Raw genomic sequence first — 23,374 nt, 5'->3', positions numbered from 1 at the left:
GCGTAACAGAGGCGGATTAGCGTGGGCACATGCTCGAACTCGCCACGCAACTCCTCGCCCTGTCGACGGCGGGAGAGCGGGTCGCGGTCGTGACGGTCACGCGGGTGGCGCGGAGCGCACCGCGCGGGCTCGGTGCGTCGATGGCGATCACGTCGGGGGGCGGCGTGATCGGATCGATCTCCGGCGGATGCGTCGAGGGAGACGCGATCGTGCTCGCCAACGCGGTCCTCGCCGATGGGATCGCGCGCGCGGCGCGGTTCGGGTTCAGCGACGAACGCGCACACGCGGCCGGTCTCGCGTGCGGCGGAGAGGTCGACGTGCTCGCCTACGTCCTGCAGCCCGAGGACGAGATCGCCCGGCGCGCGCTCGCGAGGGCCGCACGCGACGAGCGCGTCACCGTGGCGATCGGGCTGCGTGAGGAGAACCGCGGGATCATCGCCGACGCATCCGTCCTGTCACGCCTGGCTTCGCCTGTGGCAGCAGAACTCGACGCCGCCGCGGTCCTCTCCGAAACCGAACGGATCGCGGATGGATCCTGGCTCGCGCTGTCCCGGGCGCCGCGCGCGCGTTTGATCATCGTGGGTGCCGGCGAGCACGCGGCCGCGCTGTGTCGGGTGGCGAGCGCCGCGGGTTTCACGGTCACGGTCTGTGACCCGTGGCCGTTGCTGGCGACGTTCGAGCGGTTCCCCGACGCATCCGACATCGTCATCGCCGAACCCGCAGAATACCTTGCAGCGCTCGCATCGGAGCCGGGCTCGTTCGATGGGCGCACCGCCGTCTGCGTGCTCTCGCACGACGAGCGGATCGACATCCCGGCGCTTCATACCGCCCTCGGCATGAATGTCGGTTTCGTCGGCGCGATGGGGGCACGGAGCACGGTGGCGCAGCGGGCCGTGGCTCTGCGCGAACGCGGCGTGCCGGACGCCGACCTGGCCCGGCTGCACTCGCCGCTCGGTCTGGATCTGGGCGGCTCCACACCCGAAGACGCGGCCGTCGCAGCTGTCGCCGAGATCATCGCCTCGCGCTACGCGGGCACCGGGGCCCCGCTCCGGGAAGCGACGGGTCCCATCCACGCACGCACCCCCGCAGACTCCCCGAGCTCGGACATCCCCTCCGGCGCCCCCGCCTGCTCACCGCTGTGATCGCCGGTGATACGCTCGCCGCACTGCGTGTCCTAACAACCATGACCTCCCGACCACCGTCGGTGGAGCGAGCCGGGCGGCTCAGGGCGGGGACCGCCGCGGCTCATCCGTCACAGCAATCCTCGGAGGCCCCCGTGTCCACACCCGCACCGACGCCCGTCGACAAGTCCCAGGCCGGATTGAACGCCCGCCAGTACCACATCGGCATCGCGCCCGGCGAGGTCTCATCGGTCGCCCTACTGCCCGGCGATCCCTTCCGCGTACCTTTCGTCGCGGAGTTCCTGACGGACGTCCGCGACGTAGCGCACAACCGCGAGCACCGCACGATGACGGGCTGGTACAAGGGACGCCACATCACGGCCACGTCGACCGGCATGGGTTGCCCCTCGACCGCCATCGCCGTCGAAGAACTCGCGAGGGTGGGCGTGACGTCCTTCATCCGGGTCGGGAGCTCAGCCGGACTGCAGCCCGGCATCACCCCCGGCGACCTGCTCGTGAGCGAGGGCAGCTTCCGCAACGACGGCACGACGGACGCCTATCTCCCGAAGGGCTTCCCGGCCGTTCCGGACCTCGAGCTGACGCTGGCACTCGCCCGCCACGCGGAGCGCATCGCGACCGCCGCCGGAACACATTCCTTCAGCGGAATCAGCGTCAGCGACGATGCCTTCTACGCCGAGACGCCGGAATGGATCGCCGAGCTGAACCGCATGGGCATCCTGAACGTCGAGATGGAGGCATCCGCTCTGTACATCGTGGCGCGGCTGCGCGGCCTGCGCGCCGGCATGGTGTGCGCCGCCTCGAGCAACCTCGTCGACGGGGCCTCTCTCTACGACGAGAAGAATTCGGCGCTCAAGGACGGCTGGATGCGCAGCATCGAGGCGGCGCTCGAGACCGCGGTCGAGCTCGAGTTGTAGCCCGTCACCCGCCGCGTTGCGGAGCAAGGCGAGCGGCCCAGGCGCAACAGAGCGGCTCGGGCGCAACAGAGCGGCCCGGGCGCAACAGAGCGGCCTCGGGGCGTCGGAATCCCGTTGGGGCGCGGGATTCCGCGCCCCAACGCAGCCACAGCGCCCCAACTCGCGGGTGCACGTGAAACACTCACGAAATCGGGCGCTGATTGGATGGACGGATGCGGCGACGCACACGCGGAAGGGAGTGCCGATGGACCTGAACACCATCACGAGCTTCCGCCGCGCGACCCGCCGAGATGATCTCGCGCTCGCACCGGGCGAGGTCATCCTCGGCGGCGGAACCTGGCTCTTCGGCGAGCCCCAGCCGAACACGACGGGCCTCGTAGACCTGACGACGATGGGCTGGCCCGACCTGGAAGTCTCGGAACACGGGCTGCGCATCGGCGCGACGTGCACGATCGCCACCCTCGTCGCGTTCGCCGAGGGCCGGACGACGGATGCCGTGGCCCCGCGCGACTGGTCCGCGGTCGCGCTCTTCCCCGTCGCCGCGAACGCCCTGCTGGCCTCATTCAAGATCTGGAACACGGCGACCGTCGGCGGCAACGTATGCCGCTCGTTCTCTGCGGGCGCGATCGTCTCGCTCGCCGCTGCGCTCGATGGTGACGCCGTGATCTGGACCCCCGACGGCGGGGAGCGTCGCACCCCCGTCGCCGAACTGATGACGGGGAACGGCACGAACGCGCTCGCCCACGGCGAGGTGCTCCGGGCCGTCGAAATCCCGGCATCGGCGCTCCGCTCACGCGCCCTCATGCGCAAGATCGCCCTCGCCGAATTGGGGCGCTCGGGTGCGGTCGTGACGGGACGCATCGATGACAACGACACGACCGTCTTCACCGTCACCGCCGCGACGCTGACTCCGACCGTGCTGCGCTACCCGGCGATTCCGGCGGCGAGCGAGCTGGCAGCGGACATCGCGTCGGCGCCGGACTTCTACACGGATCCGCTCGGTTCGGCCGATTGGCGACGCGGGGTCACCATCGAGCTCGGCGAGCGCGTCCGCCGCGAGCTCGCCGCGGGCGCCGACCGGGAGCCCGCCGGCCCGGGGTTCGCCGCATGAGACTCGATGTCAACGGAACGCCGATCGAGGTCGATCCCCGGCCGGGTCAGTGCCTGCGCACACTGCTGCGCGAACACGGCCACACCGAGGTCAAGAAGGGGTGCGACGCGGGCGACTGCGGTGCGTGCGCCGTGATCCTCGACGGCGCGCCCGTCCACTCCTGCATCATCCCGGCGATGCGGATCGACGGCAGCACGGTGACGACGGCGGCGGGGCTCGCGCCCGGCGACGAGCTGCACCCCGTGCAAGAGGCGATCATCGAGCACTTCGGCTTCCAGTGCGGTTTCTGCACGCCCGGAATGAGCGTCACGGCATCGACGCTGACCGACGGGGACCTGCCCGACCTCGATCGGCGGATGAAGGGCAGCCTCTGCCGCTGCACGGGTTATCGCCCGCTCCGCGAGGCGATCGTCGGCGCCGTGCGCGAGACGGGGCGGAAGGCGAAGGCGGCGGAGCCGGACGCACGTCCCGAGCCATCCGTGTGCGGTGACGCGTGTTCCGGCACGGGCTCCTGTGATTCCCCGGCCGATCCGGCTGCATCGGGCGTGGGACGCTCGGTCTCACCCGAGCCGGCCCGCCGCGTGGTTCAGGGGCGCGAGCCGTACACCTTCGACGAAGCCGTGCCCGGCGCTCTCGTCCTGCGGGTGGCGGCCTCGCCGCACGCGCACGCGCGGATCCGCGCGATCGACACCGCGGCCGCGCGCGCGGTTCCCGGCGTGGTCGCCGTCTTCACCCACGAGGATGTCCCGGACGTCCGGTATTCGACCGCCAGACACGAGCACCGCAGCGACGACCCCGACGACACCCGCATCCTCGACGACGTCGTGCGGCACGTCGGCCAGCGGGTGGCGGCCGTCGTCGCCGAGACATCCCAGGCGGCCGAAGCGGCCTGCCGGCTGATCGAGATCGACTACGAGATCCTGCCGGCCGTCTTCGATGCCGAGGCCGCGCGCACACCGGGGGCCCCGCTGCTGCACGCCGCCCGAACCGCTACCGATCGTGTGGCAGATGCATCCCGCAACGTCGTCGCGGCCCTGCACGCCGGCTACGGCGGCGACGTCGACGCGGCCCTCGCGCAGAGCGCCGTGCGCGTCGGTGGCACGTGGCAGACCGCACGGGTCAGCCACGCACAGCTCGAGACGCACGGGGCGGTCGGCTGGATCGATGACGACGAGCGGCTGGTCATCCGATCGAGCACGCAGGTTCCGTTCCTGACCCGCGACGAGATCGCGCACATCTTCGACCTGCCGCGCGAGAGCGTGCGCGTCTACGCCCCGCGCGTGGGCGGGGGGTTCGGCGGCAAGCAGGAGATCTTCACGGAAGACCTCGTCGCCCTCGCCGTGCTGCGCACGGGTCGCCCCGTGGCCTACGAGTTCTCGCGGACCGACCAGTTCCAGCGCGCCGCGCTGCGGCACCCGATGCGGGTGTCGGTCGAACTGGGAGCGGACGCGGACGGCACGCTGACGGCGATCAAGCTCGACGTCCTCAGCGACACCGGCGCCTACGGCAACCACGCGATCGGTGTGATGTTCCACGGCTGTTCCGAGTCGATCAGCCTGTACCGCGCCCCCGTGAAGCGGGTCGATGCCGAGGCCGTGTACACGAACAACGTGCCCTCGGGTGCCTTCCGCGGGTACGGCCTCGGGCAGGTGCAGCTGGGGGTCGAATCCGCGCTCGACATCCTCGCCGAACGACTCGACATCGACCCGTTCGAGCTGCGCCGCCGCAACGCCGTCCGCGACGGCGATCCGCTGCTCGCGTGGCACGGTGAACCCGAACCCGACGTGCGCTGGGGCAGCTACGGCCTCGACCAGTGCCTCGATCTCGCGCAGCAGGCCCTGCTTCGGGGCAACGGGGTTGCCGCACCGGAGGGCTGGCTCGTCGGGGAGGGGATGGCGTCGACCCTGATCGCGACCATGGCTCCGCGCGGTCACGTCGCCCACGCCACCGCGACCCTCCGGGCGGACGGAACCTACGTGCTGCGCACCGGCACGGCGGAGTTCGGCAACGGCACCACGACCGTGCAGCGCCAGATCGCGGCATCCGTCTTCGGTGTCGACGGATCGCGGGTGTCGCTGATCCACGCCGACACCGACGGCGTCAGTCATGACACCGGCGCGTTCGCCTCCGCCGGCACGACCGTCGCGGGCAAGGCCGCCCACGCGGCGTGCATGGCGCTGCGTCACCGCATCGTCGGCATCGCGGCGGCTCTCCGCGGAGTCGACGCGGATGCCTGCACGCCGCTGCCCGACGGGGTGCAGACCCCGGCGGGGGTCGTCACGCTCGCCGAGATCGTCGCGGCGGGCGCGGGAGGAAACCCCGAGGGGGTGAGCGCGACGGGCGAGGAGTACGGCGAGGAGCGCTCGCTCGCCTTCGACGTCCACGCGGTACGGGTCGCGGTCGAGCCGTCGACCGGAACCGTACGCATCCTGCAGTCCGTACACGCCGCCGACGCCGGCTTCGTCATGAACCCCGCGCAGTGCCGCGGTCAGATCGAGGGTGGTGTCGCCCAGGGAGTGGGGAGCGCGCTCTACGAAGAGGTCATGATCGACGCGGATGGTGTGGTGATCAATCCGATGTTCCGCACCTATCGCGTGCCGCAGTTCGCCGACATCCCCGATACCGAGGTGTACTTCGCCGACACGAGCGACGAGCTCGGTCCCTTCGGCGCCAAGTCGATGAGCGAATCGCCGTACAACCCCGTCGCACCGGCGATCGGCAACGCGATCGCGCGGGCCCTCGGACGCCGACCGTACGAGCAGCCGTTCTCGCGCGACCGCGTGTGGCGGCTCGCGCAGCAGCCGTCAGCGGTGGGCGCGTCCGGCGGCGATGAGGGCGGTCGCCTCGGAGCGTGAGCCCACACCGAGCTTGCGGAAGACCTTCGAGGCGTGGAACTTGACCGTGTTCTCGCTGATGCCCAGTCGCGCCGCGATCGCCCGGTTCCGCAGGCCCTGCGTCATGAGCTCGAGGATCTCGAGCTCCCGCGGGCCGAGCCGGGCGATGAGGGGGTCGTCACCGTGCGTGTGGGGAGGATCGAGGGGCATGACGACCGAGAGCTCGGATCCCCACCCCTGCGTGACCGCGAGCGTCATCTCGCCGTCGACCGCCGCGACACGCTGCCGCAGTTCGTCGAGCGCCTCGTGGCCGAGCGACTCGTCGCCCGGACCGTCGTCCCGCACGCTGATCAACAGATTCCGGCCGTCGCAGTCCCATTTGACGCGGACGCGCGACGTGCCGGGTTGGTCGACGGACGCCAGGATCGCTCGGCGCACGATCGCCCGCGCCCCGTGCGCGATCTCGCTCGGCAGCGCGCGTCCGTCCACCGGTGGCTCGACGAACTGCACGTCGACGTCCCGGTAGCGCACGAGGGGCACCAGGTCATCGCGCAGGCGTTCGAACGCCGAGGTCACGGGCTCTTCCGTGAAGGTGCGGACCAGGTCCGTCGACGTGCGCAGTTGGACCATCGCGCGAGCCGCGACGCCGACGGCGGCCTGCCGCGCGGCGTGGTCGTCGGTGGAGGGCGACCGCAGCACCGCGAGGAGCGACTCGAGTGTGCGCGAGTGACTGTCGCTGAGTTCGGCCACGACCTCGGCGCGAACCCCGGCCGCCGCGCGGGACTCGAGCAGATAGCTCGGCGATGCTTCGCGAGCGGGCTGCCGGATCCGGATCGCCACGATGCGCCACAGGTGCAGCAGGTCCTCGTCGAGGGTTGCCCCGCCTCCGTATTCGGCGTCAGCGGCAAGGGCTGTGCCGGGATCGACGAGCACCAGGAGCGGTCCGGTCTCGGCGAGCGCGAGGATCGCCTCGCGCGGCTCGCCGCCGAGGATGACCCGATCGCGGCGTACACCCGAGCCATCCAGCGATCCCCTGGCGACCACCATCTCGGAGAGGACGACCCGAGATGCGAGGGCCGCATCGCCGTAGTGCTTGAGCGGATGACTCACGTCGTCCTCCGCCAGGATGATCAGCGCGGAGTGGGGGATCGTCGGCGCGAGATATGCCGAGAGCGCGCGAGTCAATTCGGGCAGGGGTGCCGCCACGATCTCGGCGAGGGCCGCGATCGCCGTCGCAGCCCGAGGGCCCTCGGCGGCGAGCTCGCGCCTCTTGGCTCTTTTCGGCGCCATCGGTCGATGCTAACCGGCGCTGGCGGGATCCGCGCTACCCGAATGGGTAGTGCGAACTACCCCGACCGCCGATGGTGCTACCGAAACGTGTGGCCCAGGCTGGGGAATGCCGCCGAGGTCGACCCGACGCGCGCGGCCCGAACGTTCGAGGAGGAACCCCCATGACGAACAACCGCGCCGTCGCCTACAAGGGTCCGGGCAAGGTCGAGGTCATCGACACCGCGTACCCCACCTTCGAGCTGAAGGACGGACCGGGCGTGAACCCCGCGAACGTCGGGCGCAAGCTTCCGCACGCCGTCATCCTCAAGACGGTCGCCACCAACATCTGCGGGTCGGACCAGCACATGGTCCGCGGACGGACCACGGCGCCCGCGGGCCTCGTCCTCGGTCACGAGATCACCGGCGAGGTCGTCGAGGTCGGTCCCGACGTCGAGTTCGTCAAGGTCGGAGACATCGTCTCGGTGCCGTTCAACATCTCGTGCGGCCGCTGCCGCAACTGCAAGGAAGGCAAGACGGGCATCTGCCTGAACGTCAACCCGGACCGTCCCGGCAGCGCCTACGGGTACGTCGACATGGGCGGCTGGGTCGGTGGCCAGGCCGAGTACGTCCTCGTGCCCTATGCGGACTGGAACGCCCTCGTCTTCCCCGATCGTGAGCAGGCCCTCGAGAAGATCCTCGACCTGACGATGCTCTCCGACATCTTCCCGACGGGGTTCCACGGCGCCGTCACGGCGGGAGTCGGCGTCGGATCGACCGTCTACATCGCAGGCGCCGGGCCGGTCGGCCTCGCCGCGGCAGTCGGCGCCCAGTTGCTCGGCGCGGCCGTCGTCATCGTCGGCGACCTGAACGAGGAGCGACTCGCGCAGGCGCGCAGTTTCGGTTGCGAGACCATCAACGTCGGCGACGGCGACGTGCCCGACCAGCTCGCGCAGCTGCTCGGTGTCCCGGAGGTGGACGCCGCGGTCGACGCCGTCGGGTTCGAGGCGCGGGGTCAGGGGCACGGCGCGGACGCGGCCGAGGCCCCCGCCACGGTGCTCAACTCGCTCATGGACGTGACGGCCGCGGGTGGGGCCATCGGCATCCCGGGTCTCTACGTCACCGGCGACCCGGGCGCGGCCGATGAGGCGGCGCAGAAGGGCTCACTGTCGCTGAGCTTCGGCACCGGCTGGGCGAAGTCGCTCTCGTTCACCACCGGGCAGTGCCCCGTCATGCGGTACAACCGGCAGCTGATGATGGCGACCCTGCACGACAAGGTGCAGATCGCGAAGGCCGTCAACGCCACCGCGATCTCGCTCGAGGACGCACCGCGCGGCTACGCCGAGTTCGATGCGGGCGCCGCCACCAAGTACGTGCTCAACCCGAACGGCTACATCGCAGCCTGACCGGGCCCCCGACATCCGTCACCACCCTCACGATCGAAGGAGAACCACATGTCAGCTCTCACCCTCGCGGACGCCCGCACCCTGATCGCCGCCGCGGAAGCGCGCGCCGACGAGATCGGCCAGCCCATGAACATCGCCGTCGTCGACGCCGGCGGCAACCTGATCGCCCACGTCCGCCAGGACGGCGCCTGGATGGGCAGCATCGACATCTCGATCAGCAAGGCGTGGACGTCCCGCGCCTTCGACATCCAGACGAAGGACCTCGGCGACAACTCGCAGCCGACGCAGCAGTTCTTCGGCATCCACACCACGAACGGCGGCAAGGTCGCGATCTTCGCGGGCGGCGTGCCCCTGCTGCGCGACGGTGTCGTCGTCGGCGGGCTCGGCGTCAGCGGCGGATCGGGCGAGCAGGACCAGACCGTCGCCGAAGCGGGCGCCGCCGCGCTCTAGCCGGGCACGATCGTTCGCCGAAACACCCCTCGCGCGACGAGACACCCCCTGACCCGGGTGTCTCGTCGCACCAGGGGTATTTCGCTGAGCCAGCGGCTACCAGCGGCCGGCGCTGCCGCCGCGCAGACCCTGCTTGACCACGACCAGACGATAGGTGCCATTACCCGCCGACCACCAACGGTGGTGGATTCCACCCGCGTAGTACGCCGAGTCCCCGGCACCGAGCGTGGACTGCTCACCGTCGATCTCGACGTGGATCGCGCCCTCGACCACGTACACGAACTCGTCCTCGGCGTGCACGAAGACCTCGCCGGGGGCGGTCGCACCCCCCGTCACCTCCATCGGGTGAAGGGGACGGGAGCCGTGCGCGAGCATCCGGGCCGCGCCCGCGGCGAACCCTTCGGGCACCGACGCGTCCGTCTCGTCGTGGCGGTGCACCTCGACGGCCGGATGAGCGGATGCCGCGGCATCCGCTTCGGCGATCAACTCGATCGGGCTCGTCTCGAGCGCCGAGGCGATGCGTCGCAGCGACGAGAGGCTCGGCTGAGCCAGCCCGCGCTCGAGCTGGCTCAGGAACGGGTGCGACAGGTCGGTCGTCTCGGCGAGCCGGACCAACGTCATGCCCCGCGCGTGACGAACCCTCCTGATCGCGGCGCCGAGTCGGACATCCGCGTCGTCCGCACCGGACGGTCGCGCATCGAGACTCGCAGGCATGATCCCGAGCCCCGGTTATGCCGGGAGCGCGACGCCGTGAGCGGTCGCGTACTCTCCCACTCGGTCGACGAATGCCGCTTTCTGCTCGGGGGTCAGCCACGACGCCTCGAACGAGTTGACGGCGAGCTGCACGAGGTCGGTGTCGGACAGCCCGGCCTGCTCGGCGAGCGCGACGTAGTTGTCGCCGACATACGCGCCGAAATAGGCCGGGTCGTCGGAGTTGATCATGACGCGCAGACCCGCGCGCATCAGGCCGACGATCTCGTCGGCCTTCATCTGCTCCGTGACGAACGAGTTCGAGACGGGGCAGCAGGTGAACCCGAGTCCGCGCTCTTTCGCGATGGCGACGAGTTCGGGATCTTCGACGATGTTCGTGCCGTGGTCGATGCGCTCGACCCGGATATCGGTGAGGACCGACCGGATGTTGTCGATCGAGCCGACCTGGTCGATGTCGCAGTGCATCGTGAGGCGGAAGCCCTCGGCGCGGGCACGGGCGAAGACCTCCGAGAACTTGCTCGGCGGGTTGTCGCGCTCGTCCGAGTCGAGTCCGACGCCGATGATCCAGTCCTTGTACGGCAGCGCCGCCTCGAGCGTCGCCGCGGCATCCTCGGCCGAGAAATCGCGCAGGAAGCACAGGATGAGTTCCGCCGAGATGCCGAGCTCCTCATCCGCCCGCACGGCCGCGCGGTGATATCCCGTGATGACGTTCTCGAACGGGACCCCGCGACTCGTGTGCGCCTGCGGGTCGAAGAACATCTCGGCGTGCACGACGCCCTGTTCCTGGGCCCGCTGCAGGTAAGCCCAGGCGAGATCGTGGAAGTCGTCGGCCGTCTGCAGCACCTGCATCGCCGGGTAGTAGACGGCGAGGAAGCTCGTCAAGTCCGTGAAGTCGTACGTCGCCTTGACCTCTTCGACGGTCTTCTCGGCGAGTTCGATGCCGTTGCGGGCTGCGAGTTCGAACTTGAGCTCGGGTTCGAGGGTGCCCTCGAGATGCAGGTGCAGCTCGGCCTTGGGCAGCCCATAGGCGAACGCGGTGAGCGCGGTGGTGTCTGTCATGGTGTCCTTTCGGGCGGGCGGAGGAGGCTGCCTTTTCGTCGGGCGACCTGTCGGTTCGGGTCTCGCGTGTCAGCGACTCAAGCGTTGCAGACCGGGACGCTACGGGTTGTGTGTTCGGGTTACCTCAGGAGCGGTTACCCATACCCATGCGCGCCAGGGCGACGGACTCGAGGATCTGGACGATGTTGTAGATGACCAGAGCGGTTCCGGTCACCAGCACGACGGCCGTCCAGACCGCCGAGAACTGTGCTGCGGCGATATAGCCGCCCACCGCCCCGCCGATTCCCCCGCCGACGGCGAGCCACTCGGCGAGCAGGGCGCCCGTGATGGCGCCCGGCACCGAGATTCGCACCGCCGCGAAGAACTCCGGCAGCGAGCTGGGCAGGGCGACCTTGCGCAGACGCGTCCACGAGGTTCCGCCGTAGACCGTGACCAGGTCGTTCATCTGGGGCGAGGCGGACTTCAGCCCGAACACGATGTTGACGAGCGCGGGAAAGAGCACCACGATGCCGCCGATGACGGCGACCGAGGCGAACTCACGACCGAAGATCAGGATGATGACGGGTGCCATCGCAACGAGGGGCACCGAGCGCAGCAGCATCGCCATCGGCATCAAAGCGTGCTCCACGCCCTTGCTGAGCTGGAACACGATCGCGACAAGAAGCGCGACGGTGAGGCCCGCGGCGAAGCCGACGACCGAATGCCCGAGCGTCACCCCGAGCTGACCGAAGAGCTGCTCACGGTTCGCCTCGGCGTTCGGCACGGTGAAGAGGAAGTTCCAGACATCCACCGGTCCCTTGCCGACGTAGGGCGAGATCTGGAACGCCCAGAGCGACCCGACCCAGAGGATCAGCACGGCGACGATCGTGAGGACGAACGTGAGCACGCTCCGCCCGAGCGCGCGGAGGGTCGAGAGGCGGACCTCGCGGCGCATCTCGCGTTCGAGCTTGGCGAGCTGTTCCGGTGCGCCGGGAACGGTGACGGCGGGCGAGATCCCGACATCCGTCATGACGAGACCCCCTTCGACCAGGGCGCGATAGCGCGCGCGATGAGTCCGACCAGGCCGTATCCGATGAGGGCGACGGCGCCCGAGACGAGTGCGATGTCCCACACGCGAGCGGAGTTCAGCGCCTGCTGCGCGGCGATCATCGCGGGACCGACCCCGACGGTGATCTTGCCGAAGAACTCCCCGAGCACGGCGCCGAGGAAGGCCGCGGGCACCGCGATCTTCAGGGCGTTCAGGATGGCGGGGAGCGATGCGATCAGCCGCACCTTGCGCAGCTGAGTCAGACGGGATCCCCCGTACACGGTCACCAGGTCGAGGCTCGCCTTGTCTGCGGCTTTCAGCCCGAGCAGCGCGCCGACCACGGTCGTGAAGAAACAGCTGAGCGCCGCCAGGAAGACGGCGGTCGTCGAGGGCTGGCCCGACGTCGGGATCGGCACGATGACGGTGAGCAACAGGCCGAGCGCAACGATCGGGATGCAGTAGGTGATGATGGCGAGCTGCATGATGACGCCCTCGAGCCGGGGCACGATCAGCACGAGCGCCGAGAGGACGAGCGCGAGCCCATTGCCCCAGAGGTAACCGAGGCCGGCCTCGCTGAGCGTCACGCCGAAGTTGCGTGCGTAGAACTCCCAGCCGGTGTTGACGAACTCGATGATGACCTGGGGAGGTGTGGGGATGGCCTGCACGCCGCCGGGCCCGACGTTCGAGAACACCGTCGCGGCGAGGATCCACCAGATCGCGATGATCCCGACGACGCCGATCACGCCGGTGACCCACGCCGGAAGCTTGATGTCCTCCCACTGAACCGCGCGCGGCTTGGTCGCGCTGGTCGACGAGTCAGTGGTCATCCGTCGCGGCGCCTCCGACGCCGAAGAGCAGCTCGGATGCCTGGTCGACGTAGGCGTGGAACTCTGGCGTACGCATCATCTCGGGCGTGCGGGGACGCGGCAGGTCGATCGTCATGACCTCTTTGATGCGACCGGGACGCGGGCTCATGACCGCGACCTGGTCCGAGAGGAAGATCGCCTCCGAAATGCCGTGCGTGACGAGAAGCGTGGTCGCCGGCTTCTCGGTCCAGATGCGCAGCAGCTCGAGGTTGAGCTTCTGCCGCGTCATGTCGTCGAGGGCGCCGAAGGGCTCGTCGAACAACAGCACCGAGGGCTTCATGATGAGCGAGCGCGCGATCGAGACGCGTTGGCGCATGCCGCCCGACAGCTGCGCAGGCTTGGCCTTCTCGAATCCCGTGAGCCCGACGAGCGCGATCATCTCCTTGACGTAGTCCTTGTCGACGGGTTTGCCCGCGACCTCGAACGGCAACTGGATGTTCGACTGCACGCTCCGCCAGGGCAGCAGCGCGGAGTCCTGAAACGCGATGCCGAGCTCGTTGCCTCGGCGCAGCTCTTTGGGGCTCTTGCCGTCGACGCGTGTCGTGCCGCTGGTGGGTTCCTCGAGGCCCGCCAGGATGCGCAGGATGGTCGACTTGCCGCACCCCGAGGGCCCGAGCAGGGCGAGGAACGTGCCCTGCTCGGTGTGCAGGTTCGCGTCCTGCAGCGCGACGACGCTCTTGCGCCCCACGCTGAAGGCCTTGTTCAGTCCGGTGATCTGCAGACCGGTGCCCAGGTTTGTCGCCTGGGCACCGATCTGGGTGGCCGTATCGGTCACAGTTGATATCTCTCGATTGAGGTGAAGGACTCAGCCCGCGTAGGCGATGAGGTCCGGGTTCTCTTCGTAGACCTCGTCCAGCAGGGTCATGTCGAAGAGGTCTGCGGCATCGAGCACGATGCCCGCCCCGGCGAGGCTTTCGATCGTGAGCTTCTGCAGTGCCTCGGAGATCGTGAACAGACCGTTCTCTTCGGTCTCGGACGAGACGATGAGCTTGTTCTGCGCCTCGGCGCCCGCGAGCGTCTTGGCCGGGTCGAGGTCGAGGTCGACACCGTACTTCTCGATGGCGAGGTCTGCACCGGCCTGCGGGTCGGCGAGAGCGTCGCTCCAGCCCCTGATCTCGGCGACGAGGAACGCCTTCAGCATCTCGCGGCTGTTGGCGATCGTGTCGTCCGTGACCGTGACGGTCTCGGCGACGAACGGCAGGCCGTTGTCGGCGAACGGCAGGTTCGTGGTCGGGATTCCCGCCATCTCGACCGAGATCGCCTCGTTCGTGAGGTACGCGACGAATCCGTCGACCTCGCCGTTGACGAGCGGTGCCGGGTCGTACTGCACGGGGACGATCGTCAGGTCGGAGGCGTCGATGTCGTTGGCCGCGAGCAGCGCCTTGAAGAGGGTCAGGTTGCTGTCCTGGACACCGATCTTCTTGCCCTTGAGGTCGTCGGGGGTGGCGATGTTGCCGCCGGCCTCGAGAGAGAGGATCGTGAACGGGTTGGCCTGGAACGTCGCACCGATGATCTTGAGGGGTGCGCTCTCGTTGGCGATCGCGGAGCCGATCTGCACCGAGTCGCTCAGCGCGATGTCGGCCGTGCCACCGAGGAGCTCGGGGATGCCGCCCGACGGACCCGGGACGAGCTTGACGGACGAGAACCCGGCCTCTTCGTAGTATCCGTTCGTGTCGGCGAGGTACTCGCCCGCGAACTCTTCGTTGAAGATCCAGCTGAGCTGGAGCGTGATGTCGCCGAAGCCTTCTTCGCCGGCAGGTGACTCCGAGGCGTCGGAGCCGCTCCCGCTGGCGCAGGCGGTGAGGGCGAGTGCGGCGATCGCGATGCTCGCGCCGGCCGCGACGAGGCGGCGGCGGCGAGGGGTGTTGAAGCGAAATGTCATGTGCTGTGTCTCCAGATTGGATGGGGTGGCACTCGGGTATATCGACACGGCCAAAGGCCTCGGCCCTGCGCGATAGAGGTGACGCTATGGGATGTAGATTTCACGAACACTGGCGCAGTGTTTCGTCGCCGTTACACCTGGGCGCCGGTGACGCCCTCGTACGCGACTCAGTCCCGACGACAGGCCCCGCGGGCGGGCCGCCCGGAAACACGGGCCGCCCGCGACTCCTGCGACCCACGCAGCCTGAATTGTTGACGGCGCGCAGGCCGGCTCCGCCGAGGGTGGGTTCGGCGGACGAGCTCAGTGCGGGTGGCGACCCAAACGCTCCGCGAGACCCGGGAGGTCGGCGTGGACGCGGACGGATGCCTCGGCGGCCAGCGGATTCGTCGACTCGCCCGCGCGCGACACGAGCTTTCCGCCGACGTAGACGCCGAGCAGGTTCCGCAGGCTCATCGACAGCACGTAGCTGCGCACGGGGTGCCAGAGCGGCCCCACGTCGGGGCGGCGCGGGTCGACCACGACGAAGTCGGCGAACTTGCCCACCTCGAGGCTGCCGACGCGGTCGGCGACGCCCATGATCTCCGCCGAGCCGAGCGTGTGCAGGCGCAGCACGAGCTCGGGCATCATCGACAGCGGGTCCTTCGTTCGCGCCCGCTGCATCGCGATGCCCATCCGCATGTTCTGCCACGGGTCCGAGACGTCGGTGCAGGCCTGGTCGTCGAGCCCCATGCCGACCTTCATGCCCATCGCGATCATCTCGGGCACGAGGGCCGTGCCCGAGGCGAGGCGGCCGTTCGAGGCCGGCTGCCACGACATCGACGCCCCGCCCGCGGCGGCCTGCTCGATGATCTCGGGCGTGGTCTGGATGAAGTGACCGAACATCATGTCCTCACCAAGGGCCCCCGCATCCCGGTACAGCGCGAACTTCGACTGCTGCAGCGGCACGGCCTCGGGCGACTCGAGGAAGTGGGCCTGGTTCGTCACGCCGAACCGTCGCATGGCTTCGACCTCGATCTCGGCGGCTTCGGGCCGCGGCGACCACTGCACCTGCCCCATGATCGAGGCGCCGAGCGCGTAGTCCGGGTCCATCGCGCGGGTGTGGGCGACGGATGCCTCGAAGCGCGCGAAGATCTCGTCATCCGTCCCCGCCGTGACGTCCATGCCGATCGAGTCGACGAAGCGGAGACCGGCGTCGAGGCATCCGTCGGCCTGACGCGTGTGGTACTCGGTGCCGCGCAGGGGTGCGTTGCCCACCCGCTTGCCGTCGACCATCGACTCCCACGCCTGCTGCGGGTCGGTGAAGTTGTAGGCGGTCGTGACGCCGTTGCCCAGGAAGTCGAGGGCGCCGTGCAGGGTCGACCAGTAGATGTCGTCCGGCGTCGCGTGCGCGGTCATGCCGAGCATCGAGTCGCACCAGCCGTAGAGGGTGTCGGCGACGCCGAGCCCGCGCAGGCCGCTCGTGAAGAGATGGCTGTGGCTCGACACGAAGCCGGGGGCGACGAACGCACCGTCGACGTCGAGCACCTCTTCGGCCGTCGTGTCGGGCGGGTCGCCCGCGCCGATCCCGGCGATACGGCCGTCCTCGACGCGCATCCAGCCGCGCTCGATGTAGCCGGGATCGTCGGTGCCGGTGGGGACCGTGATGAGGCGTGCGTTGATGACGAGGAGAGACATGGGGTCCTTCGGAAGACGGGCAGGCACGATGGGCGCGATCCAGCGCCCCCGTCGACCGTACGGCCTGTTGATTACACGAACATTCGCGGGTGTTTCGGTGCCGTTACGCGCCGCGACATGGCGTCGCACGAGGACTTCAGCGCGGCTCGGCGGCCAGGTGCAGAACCGACTCCGCGAGCGCGCGGATGCCGAGCGCGACATCCGCTGCACTGACCGCCTCGTCGGGGTGGTGACTGATGCCGTCGGGATTGCGCAGGAACAGCATCCCGACGTCGGTGATCGCGCCGATCGACATGCCATCGTGGCCAGCGGGACTGAACAGGGTCGCCGGATCGTCCGGGGCGTCGGGCAGGGCCCCGCGAATCCCCGCACGGATGACATCCTGCAGCAGCGGCGCACACATCACCGCGGGCGCGTTGTGCACCTCGCGGGCCCGCCACCTCAGGCCGCGGCGACCCATGATCACGTCGAGGTCGCGCGACAGAGCATCCCACACGCGGTCGCGCTCGCCGTCGAACTCGCCCCGCAGGTCCAGGCTGAAATGCGCCTCGCCCGGCACGATGTTGACGGCGCCGGGGAACGCCTCAAGCTGACCGACCGTGCCGATCACGTGGTGCTCGCCACGGCATATGCGCTCGACCGCGAGCGCCGCCTCGCTCGCGCCGAGCAAAGCGTCGTGCCGCATGTCGTAGGGGGTTCCACCCGCGTGCCGAGCCTCGCCCTCGACCACGAGCTGAAAGCGGCGCGCGCTCGCGATCGACGACACGACCGCGAGCGATTGGCCCCGCCGGTCGAGCTCGGGGCCCTGTTCGATGTGCGCCTCGAGGTACCCCACGAGCTCGTCGGGGCGACGCGCGGCCTCGCCGATCCGCCCGGGGTCCAGGCCGAATTCGAGCGCCGCCTGGCGCAGTGTCGTGCCGTCGGCATCCGTCAGCTGCCACCAGTCGTCATTCCAGGTTCCGGCGACGGCGGATGACCCGAGCAGTGCCTTGCCGAAGCGCGTCCCCTCTTCGTCCGAGAACGCGACGACCTCGATCGCGAACGGCAGCGGAGAGAGGCTGCTTTCGCCGTCCGGTCCCGGTACCCGCAGGAGCCGGACGACCTCGAGCGCCATCAGCACCCCGACGATGCCGTCGAAGCGTCCAGCGTCCGGCACCGTGTCGAGGTGCGACCCGATCATCAGCGCCGGGGCGTCGCGATCGGATGCGCCGCGATGGATTGCATCAAGCCGTCCGATCTGGTTGCCCGCGGCATCCTGGCGCGTGCTCATGCCGACCTCGCGCATCCACTCCGCCGCGAGGCGGTTCACGCGAGCGTGCTCGGTCGACAAGTACACCCGTTCGATCTCGCCGGGCGTCGCGGTGACGCGCGCGAGCTCGTCGCAGCGCGCCATCACGCGGCGAGCGGCGGCGGCAACGCGATCGGGGGTGAGGTCAGGAAGGAGCGTCCGGGTCATCGCACCCCGCCCGCACCGCGAAGGTCGGCGTACACGTCGAGAGCCGCGTCCACGCCGCCGCCCACCGGTATCTTCGCGCCGAACCTCCGCAGCACCTGCTCGAGCGCGGCGAGGGTCGTGAGCACGGCGTCCTTGCGGGCGTTGTAGCCCATCGTGCCGATGCGCCACACGCGGCCGTGCAGCGGCCCGAACGACGTGCCGATCTCGATGCCGAAGTCCTCGAGCATCGCCTGGCGCGCGGCATCCCCCGCGACGCCCTCGGGGATCTCGACCGCCACGACGTTCGACATCTTGTGTGCGACGTCGCCGAACACGACGAGTCCGAGGCCGCGCACGCCCGCGAGCATCGCCTCGCCATGGAGCACGTGGCGCTCGATGACGGCATCGCGACCCTCGCCGAGCAGAACGCGGGCGCACTCACGGGCGCCGTAGAGCATCGACGTCGCCTCGGTGTGGTGGTTCAGGCGCCGCGGGCCCCAGTAGTCGAGGATCATGCCGAGGTCGAAATAGTTCGAGCGCACGAAGTCGGCGGCGCTCTCGTCACCGGGCTCGCGGATGCCGGCCTCGATCTTCTTGCGCGAGCGAATGACCTCGACCGCGCGCTCCGACAGCGTGATGGGCGCCGAGCCCGACGGCCCACCGAGACACTTCTGCAGTCCGGCGGTCGCGGCATCCAGGCCCCAGGCATCCGCCTCGAACGGATTGCCGCCGAGCGACGCGGTCGCGTCGGAGTAGAACAGTACGCCGTGCCTGGCACAGATCGCACCGATGTCCTCCAGCGGCTGCAGCATCGTGGTCGACGTGTCGCCCTGCACGAGGCCGAGCAGGTGCGGCTTGACGCGCACGATCGCCTCTTCGATCGCGGTGGGCGTGAAGACCTGGCCCCACGGCACCTCGATCGTGTGCACCTCGGCCATCGCGCGCTCGGCGATCTCGGCGAGCAGGTGCCCGAAGCGTCCGAACACCGGCACGAGCACCCGGTCGCCCGGCCGGATGAGCGAGATCATCGCCGCCTCGATACCGCCGCGGGAGGTCGAGTCGATCAGGAGTGTCGCGTCGTTCTCCGTCGCCCACACCCGGCGATACAGGGCCTGCGTCTCGGCCATCGTGTCGGTCATGAACGGGTCGTACTGACCGACGAGCTGCGCCGACATCGCGGTGAGCACGCTCGGGTAGGCCGAGATCGGCCCGGGCCCCATGAGCAGGCGGGCGGGCGGAGCGATCGGCGAGGCGTTCATGCGGGGTCCTGTCTGTTCATGCGTGTGCGTCGCTCGGCGCTGCCCACGGCACCGAGTCCGCCGTTTGTCGCCGAGCACGCCGGGTGCTGACGCGAGATGACGGGCGGGGTCGGCGACATCCGGCGGCCTCGCGACAGGGTCACGGTGCCACCGCCCGGGCCAGGCGACGGGCGAGGCGGACGAGGGCGATGTCGGTTCCGGCGCGCGAGATGAGGCTCACGCCGACCGGGGCGGGACCGAGCGTCGAGGGCACGGTGAGCAGCGGGATCGAGATCGAGGGTATCCCGCCGATCGCGGCGGGCGTGGTCATCCGGAGCGTCGCCGCGCGCACCGCCTCGACGCGTTCGCCGCGGTGCGTGCGCATCGGCGCGGGACCGGGCACGGTCGGCATGATCAGCACGGTGTCGTCCGTCGCCTCGAGCAGGCGCGCCCGCAGGGATTCGACGGTTGCACGGGCAGCGGACTCAGCATCCGGCGTCACCTCGGATGCAACACGGAACCGTTCGGCGACGGCCGGGGCGACGGCGCCGGGGTGCTCGCGCAGCCACTCTCCGTTGTTACGCCACGCCTCCGCGCCCTGCACCGCGCGGAAGGCCGCGAGATACCCATCCAGATCGCCGAGGGATGTCTCGGCCACCACGGGGGCGTCGTCCCCCGCCCCGAGGGTCACGAGCAGCGTCTCGAACGCGGCCCGCGTCTCGGGCTCGACCGACTCGAGCATCTCCGTCGGCACCGTGAAGTTCCAGGGCAGATCGTGGCCGGACTCGCCGAAGACGCTCTCGGTCGACTCGGATCCGTCGTAGCTCAGGCACCAGTCGACGACCTTCTGCAGCGTCCCACCGTCGCGCGTGAGCCATCCGATCGTGTCGAACGTCTGCGCGAGGGGCAGCAGCCCCTGGCGTGGCACGAGCCCATGGGTCGTGCGCAGGCCCCACAGGCCCTGGTACGACGCGGGCACGCGGATGGACCCCGCGGTGTCGGTCGCGAGGCCGATCTGCGCCTGTCCCGTCGCGACGGCGGACGCCGGGCCGCTCGACGACCCCCCGGGGAGGGCGCCCGGCAGCGCGCCGTTCGGCGGGGTGCCGTAGTGCGCGTTGTCGCCGGCGACGCTGTAGGCGAATTCGTCGGTGCGCGCGATCCCCCGCAGGGATGCCCCCGCCCGGAGCAGATCGGAGACAGCCGCAGCGGTCGTGGGTTCGACGCGCGCCGAATCGAGGTAGGTCCGGTTGCCCGCGCCGATGCGGTATCCCTTGATCGCGAACAGGTCCTTGACCGCGACGCTCAGCCCCTCGAGCGGACCCTCCCACGCGCCCTGCCACAGCGGGTCACCGACCGTCCGCCACACCGATCGGTCGAGCGCCTGCGCCCGCGGCGTGACGTGCGCGGCCGTGATGAGCCACCGGTCGTCGAACCGCTGCCACACCTGGGTCTGCAGGCCCGTGCCCCCGCCGACGTAGCGCGAGATCGACACGAGCAGCGCGACGTCAGGCGCGAGCTCGCGGTACTCGATCCGCTCGATCGTGCGCGGCGGCACTCCCCCGCGTACGCCGCGGAAAGCGCTGATCGCGTCGTGGCCGACCAGGAGGCCCGCCGCGTCGCCGCGCATCGTCTCGTCGCCCGGGGCGAAGGCCGCGTCGAGCGCGTCGAGGTCGTTGGCGATGATCGCGCGTTCGTACGCCTCGAAGGCCTCGAGCAGGTCGGCCGGAACCGTCTCGGTCCCGCGGGCTGCTGCATCCGTCATCGGGTGTCCTTCCGATCGGGAGCGGGCGACGGATGCCCGGGGCGCTCCACGGCCGCGAAGTCGGCCTCGCGGATGCGGGCGTGCACGCCGCAGACGATGTCGACGACCTGCGAGATGTCGAAGTCGGTCGCGGCGCTGAGGTACGCGTACGCGAGGTGCTCGTCGAGACCCCACCGGGCCCGGATGAGCGAGATCGCGGCCCGCACGCAGCGACGCATCGCCTCGCCGAGATCGGGGTCGAGGCCCGTGGGCACCAGGTATTCGTCGGTGCGCACCAGCGGCCCCGTGAACTCGCCGAACTCGGCGAGCGCCTCCTCGCGCGGCACGACCTCGAAGCGCAGTGTCGCGCGCAGGGATGCTTCGAGCGCCGTGAGCGCGACCTCGCCGTCGCCCTGCGCGAAGTGGGGGTCGCCGACGTACGCCAGCGCGCCCTCGACCTGCACCGGCAGGTACAGCACGGCGCCCTCGACGAGCAGGTTGATGTCGATGTTGCCGCCGTGCTCGCCCGGGGGAACGGAGTGCGGACGTTGGTCGCCCGCGACGGCGACGCCCATCGTGCCGAGGAAGGGCGCGAGCGGGAACTCCACGACGCCGGGACCGCCCTCGATCACGGGCAGGACCCCCACCAGGCGCCCATCGCGCTCTTCGACGGGCGTGAAAACGCTGACGTTGTGCTCTCCGCGGGGCAGCTCGCCCACGAGCGCACCCTTGCCGTGCCGATTCGAGATCACGCCGTACGGCACGCGCGGCTGCAGGCGCACGACGGTGAGCTTGAGCAGATCCCCGGGCATCGCCCCCTCGACCGCGATCGGCCCCGTCACGACGTGCGGACCGTCGGCCATCGTGTCGCGGCTGAGCGCCCCGGCGATCTCGATCGCGTCTTCGAGAACCGATGCAGCGGGCACCCCCTTGCCGGTGAAGTAGGCGAGCGGATCCTTGCCCTGGTCCTCGAGGATGCCCTCGTGGCTCACGGTGTCGATCGTCACGGTCTGCCCCGGCTGAACGGTCAGCACGGCGGCATCGCGTTCGCAGGGCAGGCGACCCCACAGGACGGTTTCGGGCGAGGCCGCAAGATAGTGGTCGCCGGGGACCTCGCCGAGGCCCGGCTGCAGGATCATGGACCGATCACGAGCGGTGGTCACGGATGCATCTCCTCAACGCGGGCCATGGCGGCGCCGGAGATCGACGCATCCGCGCGGTCTGCGGCTTTCGCGACCATGCGCACGGTCAGGATCTCACGGCCGCTCCGTGAGGTCACGCCGGTCGCCGGGGTGTAGACGAGGACGCCGGCGAGGTAGGTGCCCTCGACGACCCCCGCGAGCTCGCGGCCATCCCACGGCGACATCTTGTTGCGGTATTGCAGCTCGGCCGCCCGCACCGTGTACGTCGCGTCGAGATCGACGACGGCGAAGTGCGCCGGGGCTCCGACCACGATCCGTCCTGCGGCGCCCAGGCCCGCGATCCGCGCGGGTCCGGTGGTCACGAGCGGCAGGACCGTCTCGAGCGGGATGCCGCGGGCACGCGCCGAGGTCCAGATCGCCGAGAACCCCGTCTGCAGGCCCGAGATCCCACCCCAGGCGAGAGCGAAGTCTCCGCCGCCCTGCTGCTTGAGTTCGAGAGTGGATGGCGAGTGGTCGCTGACGATCGCGTCGATCGTGCCGTCGACGACGCCATGCCACAGCAGGTCTTGGTTGGCGGCATCACGGATCGGGGGGCAGCACTTGAATTCGCCCGCGGCATCCGGAACATCCTCGGCGCGCAGCGTGAGGTAATGCGGGCAGGTCTCGATCGTGAGCCGCACGCCGTCGGCCTTGGCCGCGCGGATGTCGTCCAGCGCGCCGCCGTCCGAGACGTGCACGATGTGTGCGCGCGCGCCGGTGCGGCGGGCCGCGTCGATCACGAGCCGAATCGCCGCGCGCTCGCTCTCGGGCGGACGCGAGGAGAGGAAAGCGTCGTAGCGGGGGCCGAGAGTCGCGGCGTCGTGCATGTGCGCGGGGTCTTCGGCGTGCACGATGAGCAGCCCGTCGAATGCGGCGAGCGCGGCGAGCGCGGCCTCCAGCTGCTCGGCATCGAGATGCCCGAACTCGTCGATTCCCGACGGCATCAGGAAGCATTTGAACCCGACCACGCCCGCCGCGGCGAGCTCGACCAGCGATCCGAGGTTCTCGGGGACCGCGCCGCCCCAATAGGCGAGGTCGACCGCGAGCTTGCCGACGGTTGCGGCCCGCTTCTCGGCGAGAGCTTCTGGCGTCGTCGTCACCGGGACGCTGTTGAGCGGCATGTCGACGATCGTCGTGACCCCGCCCGCCGCGGCCGCGGCCGTCCCGGTCTCGAAACCCTCCCAGTCGGTGCGCCCGGGCTCGTCCAGGTGCACGTGCGAGTCGACCAGTCCGGGCAGCAGCGTCAGGTGATCGGGCAGCACCGTGACCTCGCTCGACGCAGGATCGACGGCTGCGTCGCCCGCGGCATCCGGGTCGTAGTCCTCGATCGCGGCGATGCGGCCACCCTCGATGCGAACGAGGGCGGAACGGAACGCCCCGTCGATGAAGACGCGGCGCGCGGCGAGCGCCCGCGGGGCGTCGGGAAGAGCGGTCATG

19 protein-coding genes are annotated in these 23,374 nt (G+C 70.1%); 6 read left to right on the top strand and 13 right to left on the bottom strand.

Annotated features, from left to right (window positions below; genetic code table 11):
• The first annotated feature begins 29 nt into the window (after window positions 1-29).
• The 4 genes from CGU35_RS16915 (at window position 30) to CGU35_RS16900 (ending at window position 6,022) form a co-directional block, all read left to right on the top strand.
• Entirely contained in the window at window positions 30-1,142 is a 1,113-nt protein-coding gene (locus CGU35_RS16915) for an XdhC family protein (protein WP_100812630.1), read from the top strand.
• A 134-nt stretch (window positions 1,143-1,276) separates the two neighbouring features.
• A complete protein-coding gene (locus tag CGU35_RS16910; protein WP_157814041.1) occupies window positions 1,277-2,056 on the top strand; it encodes a nucleoside phosphorylase in 780 nt (259 codons plus the stop codon).
• A 244-nt stretch (window positions 2,057-2,300) separates the two neighbouring features.
• The gene (locus CGU35_RS16905) at window positions 2,301-3,167 is read left to right on the top strand and encodes an FAD binding domain-containing protein (RefSeq protein ID WP_100812628.1); all 867 of its coding nucleotides are present in this window, start codon (window positions 2,301-2,303) and stop codon (window positions 3,165-3,167) included.
• Window positions 3,164-6,022, top strand: coding sequence for a molybdopterin-dependent oxidoreductase (locus tag CGU35_RS16900; protein ID WP_100812627.1), 2,859 nt, complete (start codon window positions 3,164-3,166; stop codon window positions 6,020-6,022). Before CGU35_RS16905 ends, CGU35_RS16900 begins: the two co-directional genes overlap by 4 nt.
• Here the strand turns inward: CGU35_RS16900 and CGU35_RS16895 are convergent.
• Window positions 5,972-7,291, bottom strand: coding sequence for a helix-turn-helix transcriptional regulator (locus CGU35_RS16895; RefSeq protein ID WP_232711374.1), 1,320 nt, complete (start codon window positions 7,289-7,291; stop codon window positions 5,972-5,974). The genes CGU35_RS16900 and CGU35_RS16895 overlap by 51 nt on opposite strands.
• Before the next feature lie 161 nt (window positions 7,292-7,452).
• Between CGU35_RS16895 and fdhA the strand changes: the two genes are divergently transcribed.
• Together fdhA and CGU35_RS16885 are read left to right on the top strand one after the other, a co-directional pair.
• A complete protein-coding gene (fdhA, locus tag CGU35_RS16890; RefSeq protein WP_100812626.1) occupies window positions 7,453-8,673 on the top strand; it encodes a formaldehyde dehydrogenase, glutathione-independent in 1,221 nt (406 codons plus the stop codon).
• A gap of 48 nt (window positions 8,674-8,721) precedes the next feature.
• Window positions 8,722-9,123 (top strand): GlcG/HbpS family heme-binding protein, encoded by a 402-nt coding sequence (locus tag CGU35_RS16885; RefSeq protein WP_036297211.1) that lies wholly within the window; start codon window positions 8,722-8,724, stop codon window positions 9,121-9,123.
• Between the two features lie 96 nt (window positions 9,124-9,219).
• Here the strand turns inward: CGU35_RS16885 and CGU35_RS16880 are convergent, their stop codons facing one another.
• From CGU35_RS16880 to allB, 12 genes are all read right to left on the bottom strand, one after another.
• Window positions 9,220-9,837, bottom strand: a complete 618-nt coding sequence (locus tag CGU35_RS16880; protein ID WP_100812625.1) for a helix-turn-helix domain-containing protein — start codon at window positions 9,835-9,837, stop codon at window positions 9,220-9,222.
• A 15-nt stretch (window positions 9,838-9,852) separates the two neighbouring features.
• The gene (add, locus tag CGU35_RS16875) at window positions 9,853-10,893 is read right to left on the bottom strand and encodes an adenosine deaminase (protein ID WP_100812624.1); all 1,041 of its coding nucleotides are present in this window, start codon (window positions 10,891-10,893) and stop codon (window positions 9,853-9,855) included.
• A 124-nt stretch (window positions 10,894-11,017) separates the two neighbouring features.
• A complete protein-coding gene (locus CGU35_RS16870) occupies window positions 11,018-11,902 on the bottom strand; it encodes an ABC transporter permease (protein ID WP_100812623.1) in 885 nt (294 codons plus the stop codon).
• Window positions 11,899-12,747, bottom strand: coding sequence for an ABC transporter permease (locus tag CGU35_RS16865; protein WP_100812622.1), 849 nt, complete (start codon window positions 12,745-12,747; stop codon window positions 11,899-11,901). Before CGU35_RS16865 ends, CGU35_RS16870 begins: the two co-directional genes overlap by 4 nt.
• The gene (locus CGU35_RS16860) at window positions 12,737-13,561 is read right to left on the bottom strand and encodes an ABC transporter ATP-binding protein (RefSeq protein ID WP_232711373.1); all 825 of its coding nucleotides are present in this window, start codon (window positions 13,559-13,561) and stop codon (window positions 12,737-12,739) included. Before CGU35_RS16860 ends, CGU35_RS16865 begins: the two co-directional genes overlap by 11 nt.
• 30 nt (window positions 13,562-13,591) lie before the next feature.
• Window positions 13,592-14,668 carry an ABC transporter substrate-binding protein gene (locus tag CGU35_RS16855; protein WP_100812621.1) on the bottom strand — a complete coding sequence of 359 codons (1,077 nt, stop codon included), beginning with the start codon at window positions 14,666-14,668 and terminating at the stop codon, window positions 13,592-13,594.
• A 300-nt stretch (window positions 14,669-14,968) separates the two neighbouring features.
• Window positions 14,969-16,342 (bottom strand): amidohydrolase family protein, encoded by a 1,374-nt coding sequence (locus CGU35_RS16850; protein WP_100812620.1) that lies wholly within the window; start codon window positions 16,340-16,342, stop codon window positions 14,969-14,971.
• Window positions 16,343-16,478: 136 nt separating this feature from the next.
• On the bottom strand, window positions 16,479-17,798 hold the full coding sequence (locus CGU35_RS16845; RefSeq protein ID WP_100812619.1) for an allantoate amidohydrolase: 1,320 nt from the start codon (window positions 17,796-17,798) through the stop codon (window positions 16,479-16,481).
• Window positions 17,795-19,036, bottom strand: a complete 1,242-nt coding sequence (locus tag CGU35_RS16840) for a pyridoxal-phosphate-dependent aminotransferase family protein (protein WP_100812618.1) — start codon at window positions 19,034-19,036, stop codon at window positions 17,795-17,797. Before CGU35_RS16840 ends, CGU35_RS16845 begins: the two co-directional genes overlap by 4 nt.
• 139 nt (window positions 19,037-19,175) lie before the next feature.
• A complete protein-coding gene (locus CGU35_RS16835) occupies window positions 19,176-20,777 on the bottom strand; it encodes an AtzH-like domain-containing protein (protein WP_100812617.1) in 1,602 nt (533 codons plus the stop codon).
• Entirely contained in the window at window positions 20,774-21,895 is a 1,122-nt protein-coding gene (locus tag CGU35_RS16830; protein ID WP_100812839.1) for an acetamidase/formamidase family protein, read from the bottom strand. Before CGU35_RS16830 ends, CGU35_RS16835 begins: the two co-directional genes overlap by 4 nt.
• Window positions 21,896-21,915: 20 nt before the next feature.
• Window positions 21,916-23,373 carry an allantoinase AllB gene (allB, locus tag CGU35_RS16825; RefSeq protein ID WP_100812616.1) on the bottom strand — a complete coding sequence of 486 codons (1,458 nt, stop codon included), beginning with the start codon at window positions 23,371-23,373 and terminating at the stop codon, window positions 21,916-21,918.
• Between the last annotated feature and the right edge of the window lies 1 nt (window position 23,374).

This window comes from Microbacterium sp. BR1 (assembly GCF_002812725.1).
In the GTDB taxonomy this organism is placed as follows: Bacteria; Actinomycetota; Actinomycetes; order Actinomycetales; family Microbacteriaceae; genus Microbacterium.
Note: the sequence above shows the minus strand (reverse complement) of the source record. Positions and strands in the feature narration are given on the sequence as shown.

What these genes read in the sequence shown, in the direction of transcription:
- CGU35_RS16865 (WP_100812622.1), bottom strand. Translation starts at nt 12,747, where the DNA reads ATGACCACTGACTCGTCGACCAGCGCGACCAAGCCGCGCGCGGTTCAG.
- CGU35_RS16830 (WP_100812839.1), bottom strand. Translation starts at nt 21,895, where the DNA reads ATGATCCTGCAGCCGGGCCTCGGCGAGGTCCCCGGCGACCACTATCTT.
- CGU35_RS16835 (WP_100812617.1), bottom strand. Translation starts at nt 20,777, where the DNA reads ATGACGGATGCAGCAGCCCGCGGGACCGAGACGGTTCCGGCCGACCTG.
- CGU35_RS16905 (WP_100812628.1), top strand. Translation starts at nt 2,301, where the DNA reads ATGGACCTGAACACCATCACGAGCTTCCGCCGCGCGACCCGCCGAGAT.
- add (WP_100812624.1), bottom strand. Translation starts at nt 10,893, where the DNA reads ATGACAGACACCACCGCGCTCACCGCGTTCGCCTATGGGCTGCCCAAG.
- CGU35_RS16880 (WP_100812625.1), bottom strand. Translation starts at nt 9,837, where the DNA reads ATGCCTGCGAGTCTCGATGCGCGACCGTCCGGTGCGGACGACGCGGAT.
- allB (WP_100812616.1), bottom strand. Translation starts at nt 23,373, where the DNA reads ATGACCGCTCTTCCCGACGCCCCGCGGGCGCTCGCCGCGCGCCGCGTC.
- CGU35_RS16915 (WP_100812630.1), top strand. Translation starts at nt 30, where the DNA reads ATGCTCGAACTCGCCACGCAACTCCTCGCCCTGTCGACGGCGGGAGAG.
- CGU35_RS16885 (WP_036297211.1), top strand. Translation starts at nt 8,722, where the DNA reads ATGTCAGCTCTCACCCTCGCGGACGCCCGCACCCTGATCGCCGCCGCG.
- CGU35_RS16870 (WP_100812623.1), bottom strand. Translation starts at nt 11,902, where the DNA reads ATGACGGATGTCGGGATCTCGCCCGCCGTCACCGTTCCCGGCGCACCG.
- CGU35_RS16895 (WP_232711374.1), bottom strand. Translation starts at nt 7,291, where the DNA reads ATGGCGCCGAAAAGAGCCAAGAGGCGCGAGCTCGCCGCCGAGGGCCCT.
- CGU35_RS16840 (WP_100812618.1), bottom strand. Translation starts at nt 19,036, where the DNA reads ATGAACGCCTCGCCGATCGCTCCGCCCGCCCGCCTGCTCATGGGGCCC.
- CGU35_RS16900 (WP_100812627.1), top strand. Translation starts at nt 3,164, where the DNA reads ATGAGACTCGATGTCAACGGAACGCCGATCGAGGTCGATCCCCGGCCG.
- fdhA (WP_100812626.1), top strand. Translation starts at nt 7,453, where the DNA reads ATGACGAACAACCGCGCCGTCGCCTACAAGGGTCCGGGCAAGGTCGAG.
- CGU35_RS16855 (WP_100812621.1), bottom strand. Translation starts at nt 14,668, where the DNA reads ATGACATTTCGCTTCAACACCCCTCGCCGCCGCCGCCTCGTCGCGGCC.
- CGU35_RS16845 (WP_100812619.1), bottom strand. Translation starts at nt 17,798, where the DNA reads ATGACCCGGACGCTCCTTCCTGACCTCACCCCCGATCGCGTTGCCGCC.
- CGU35_RS16850 (WP_100812620.1), bottom strand. Translation starts at nt 16,342, where the DNA reads ATGTCTCTCCTCGTCATCAACGCACGCCTCATCACGGTCCCCACCGGC.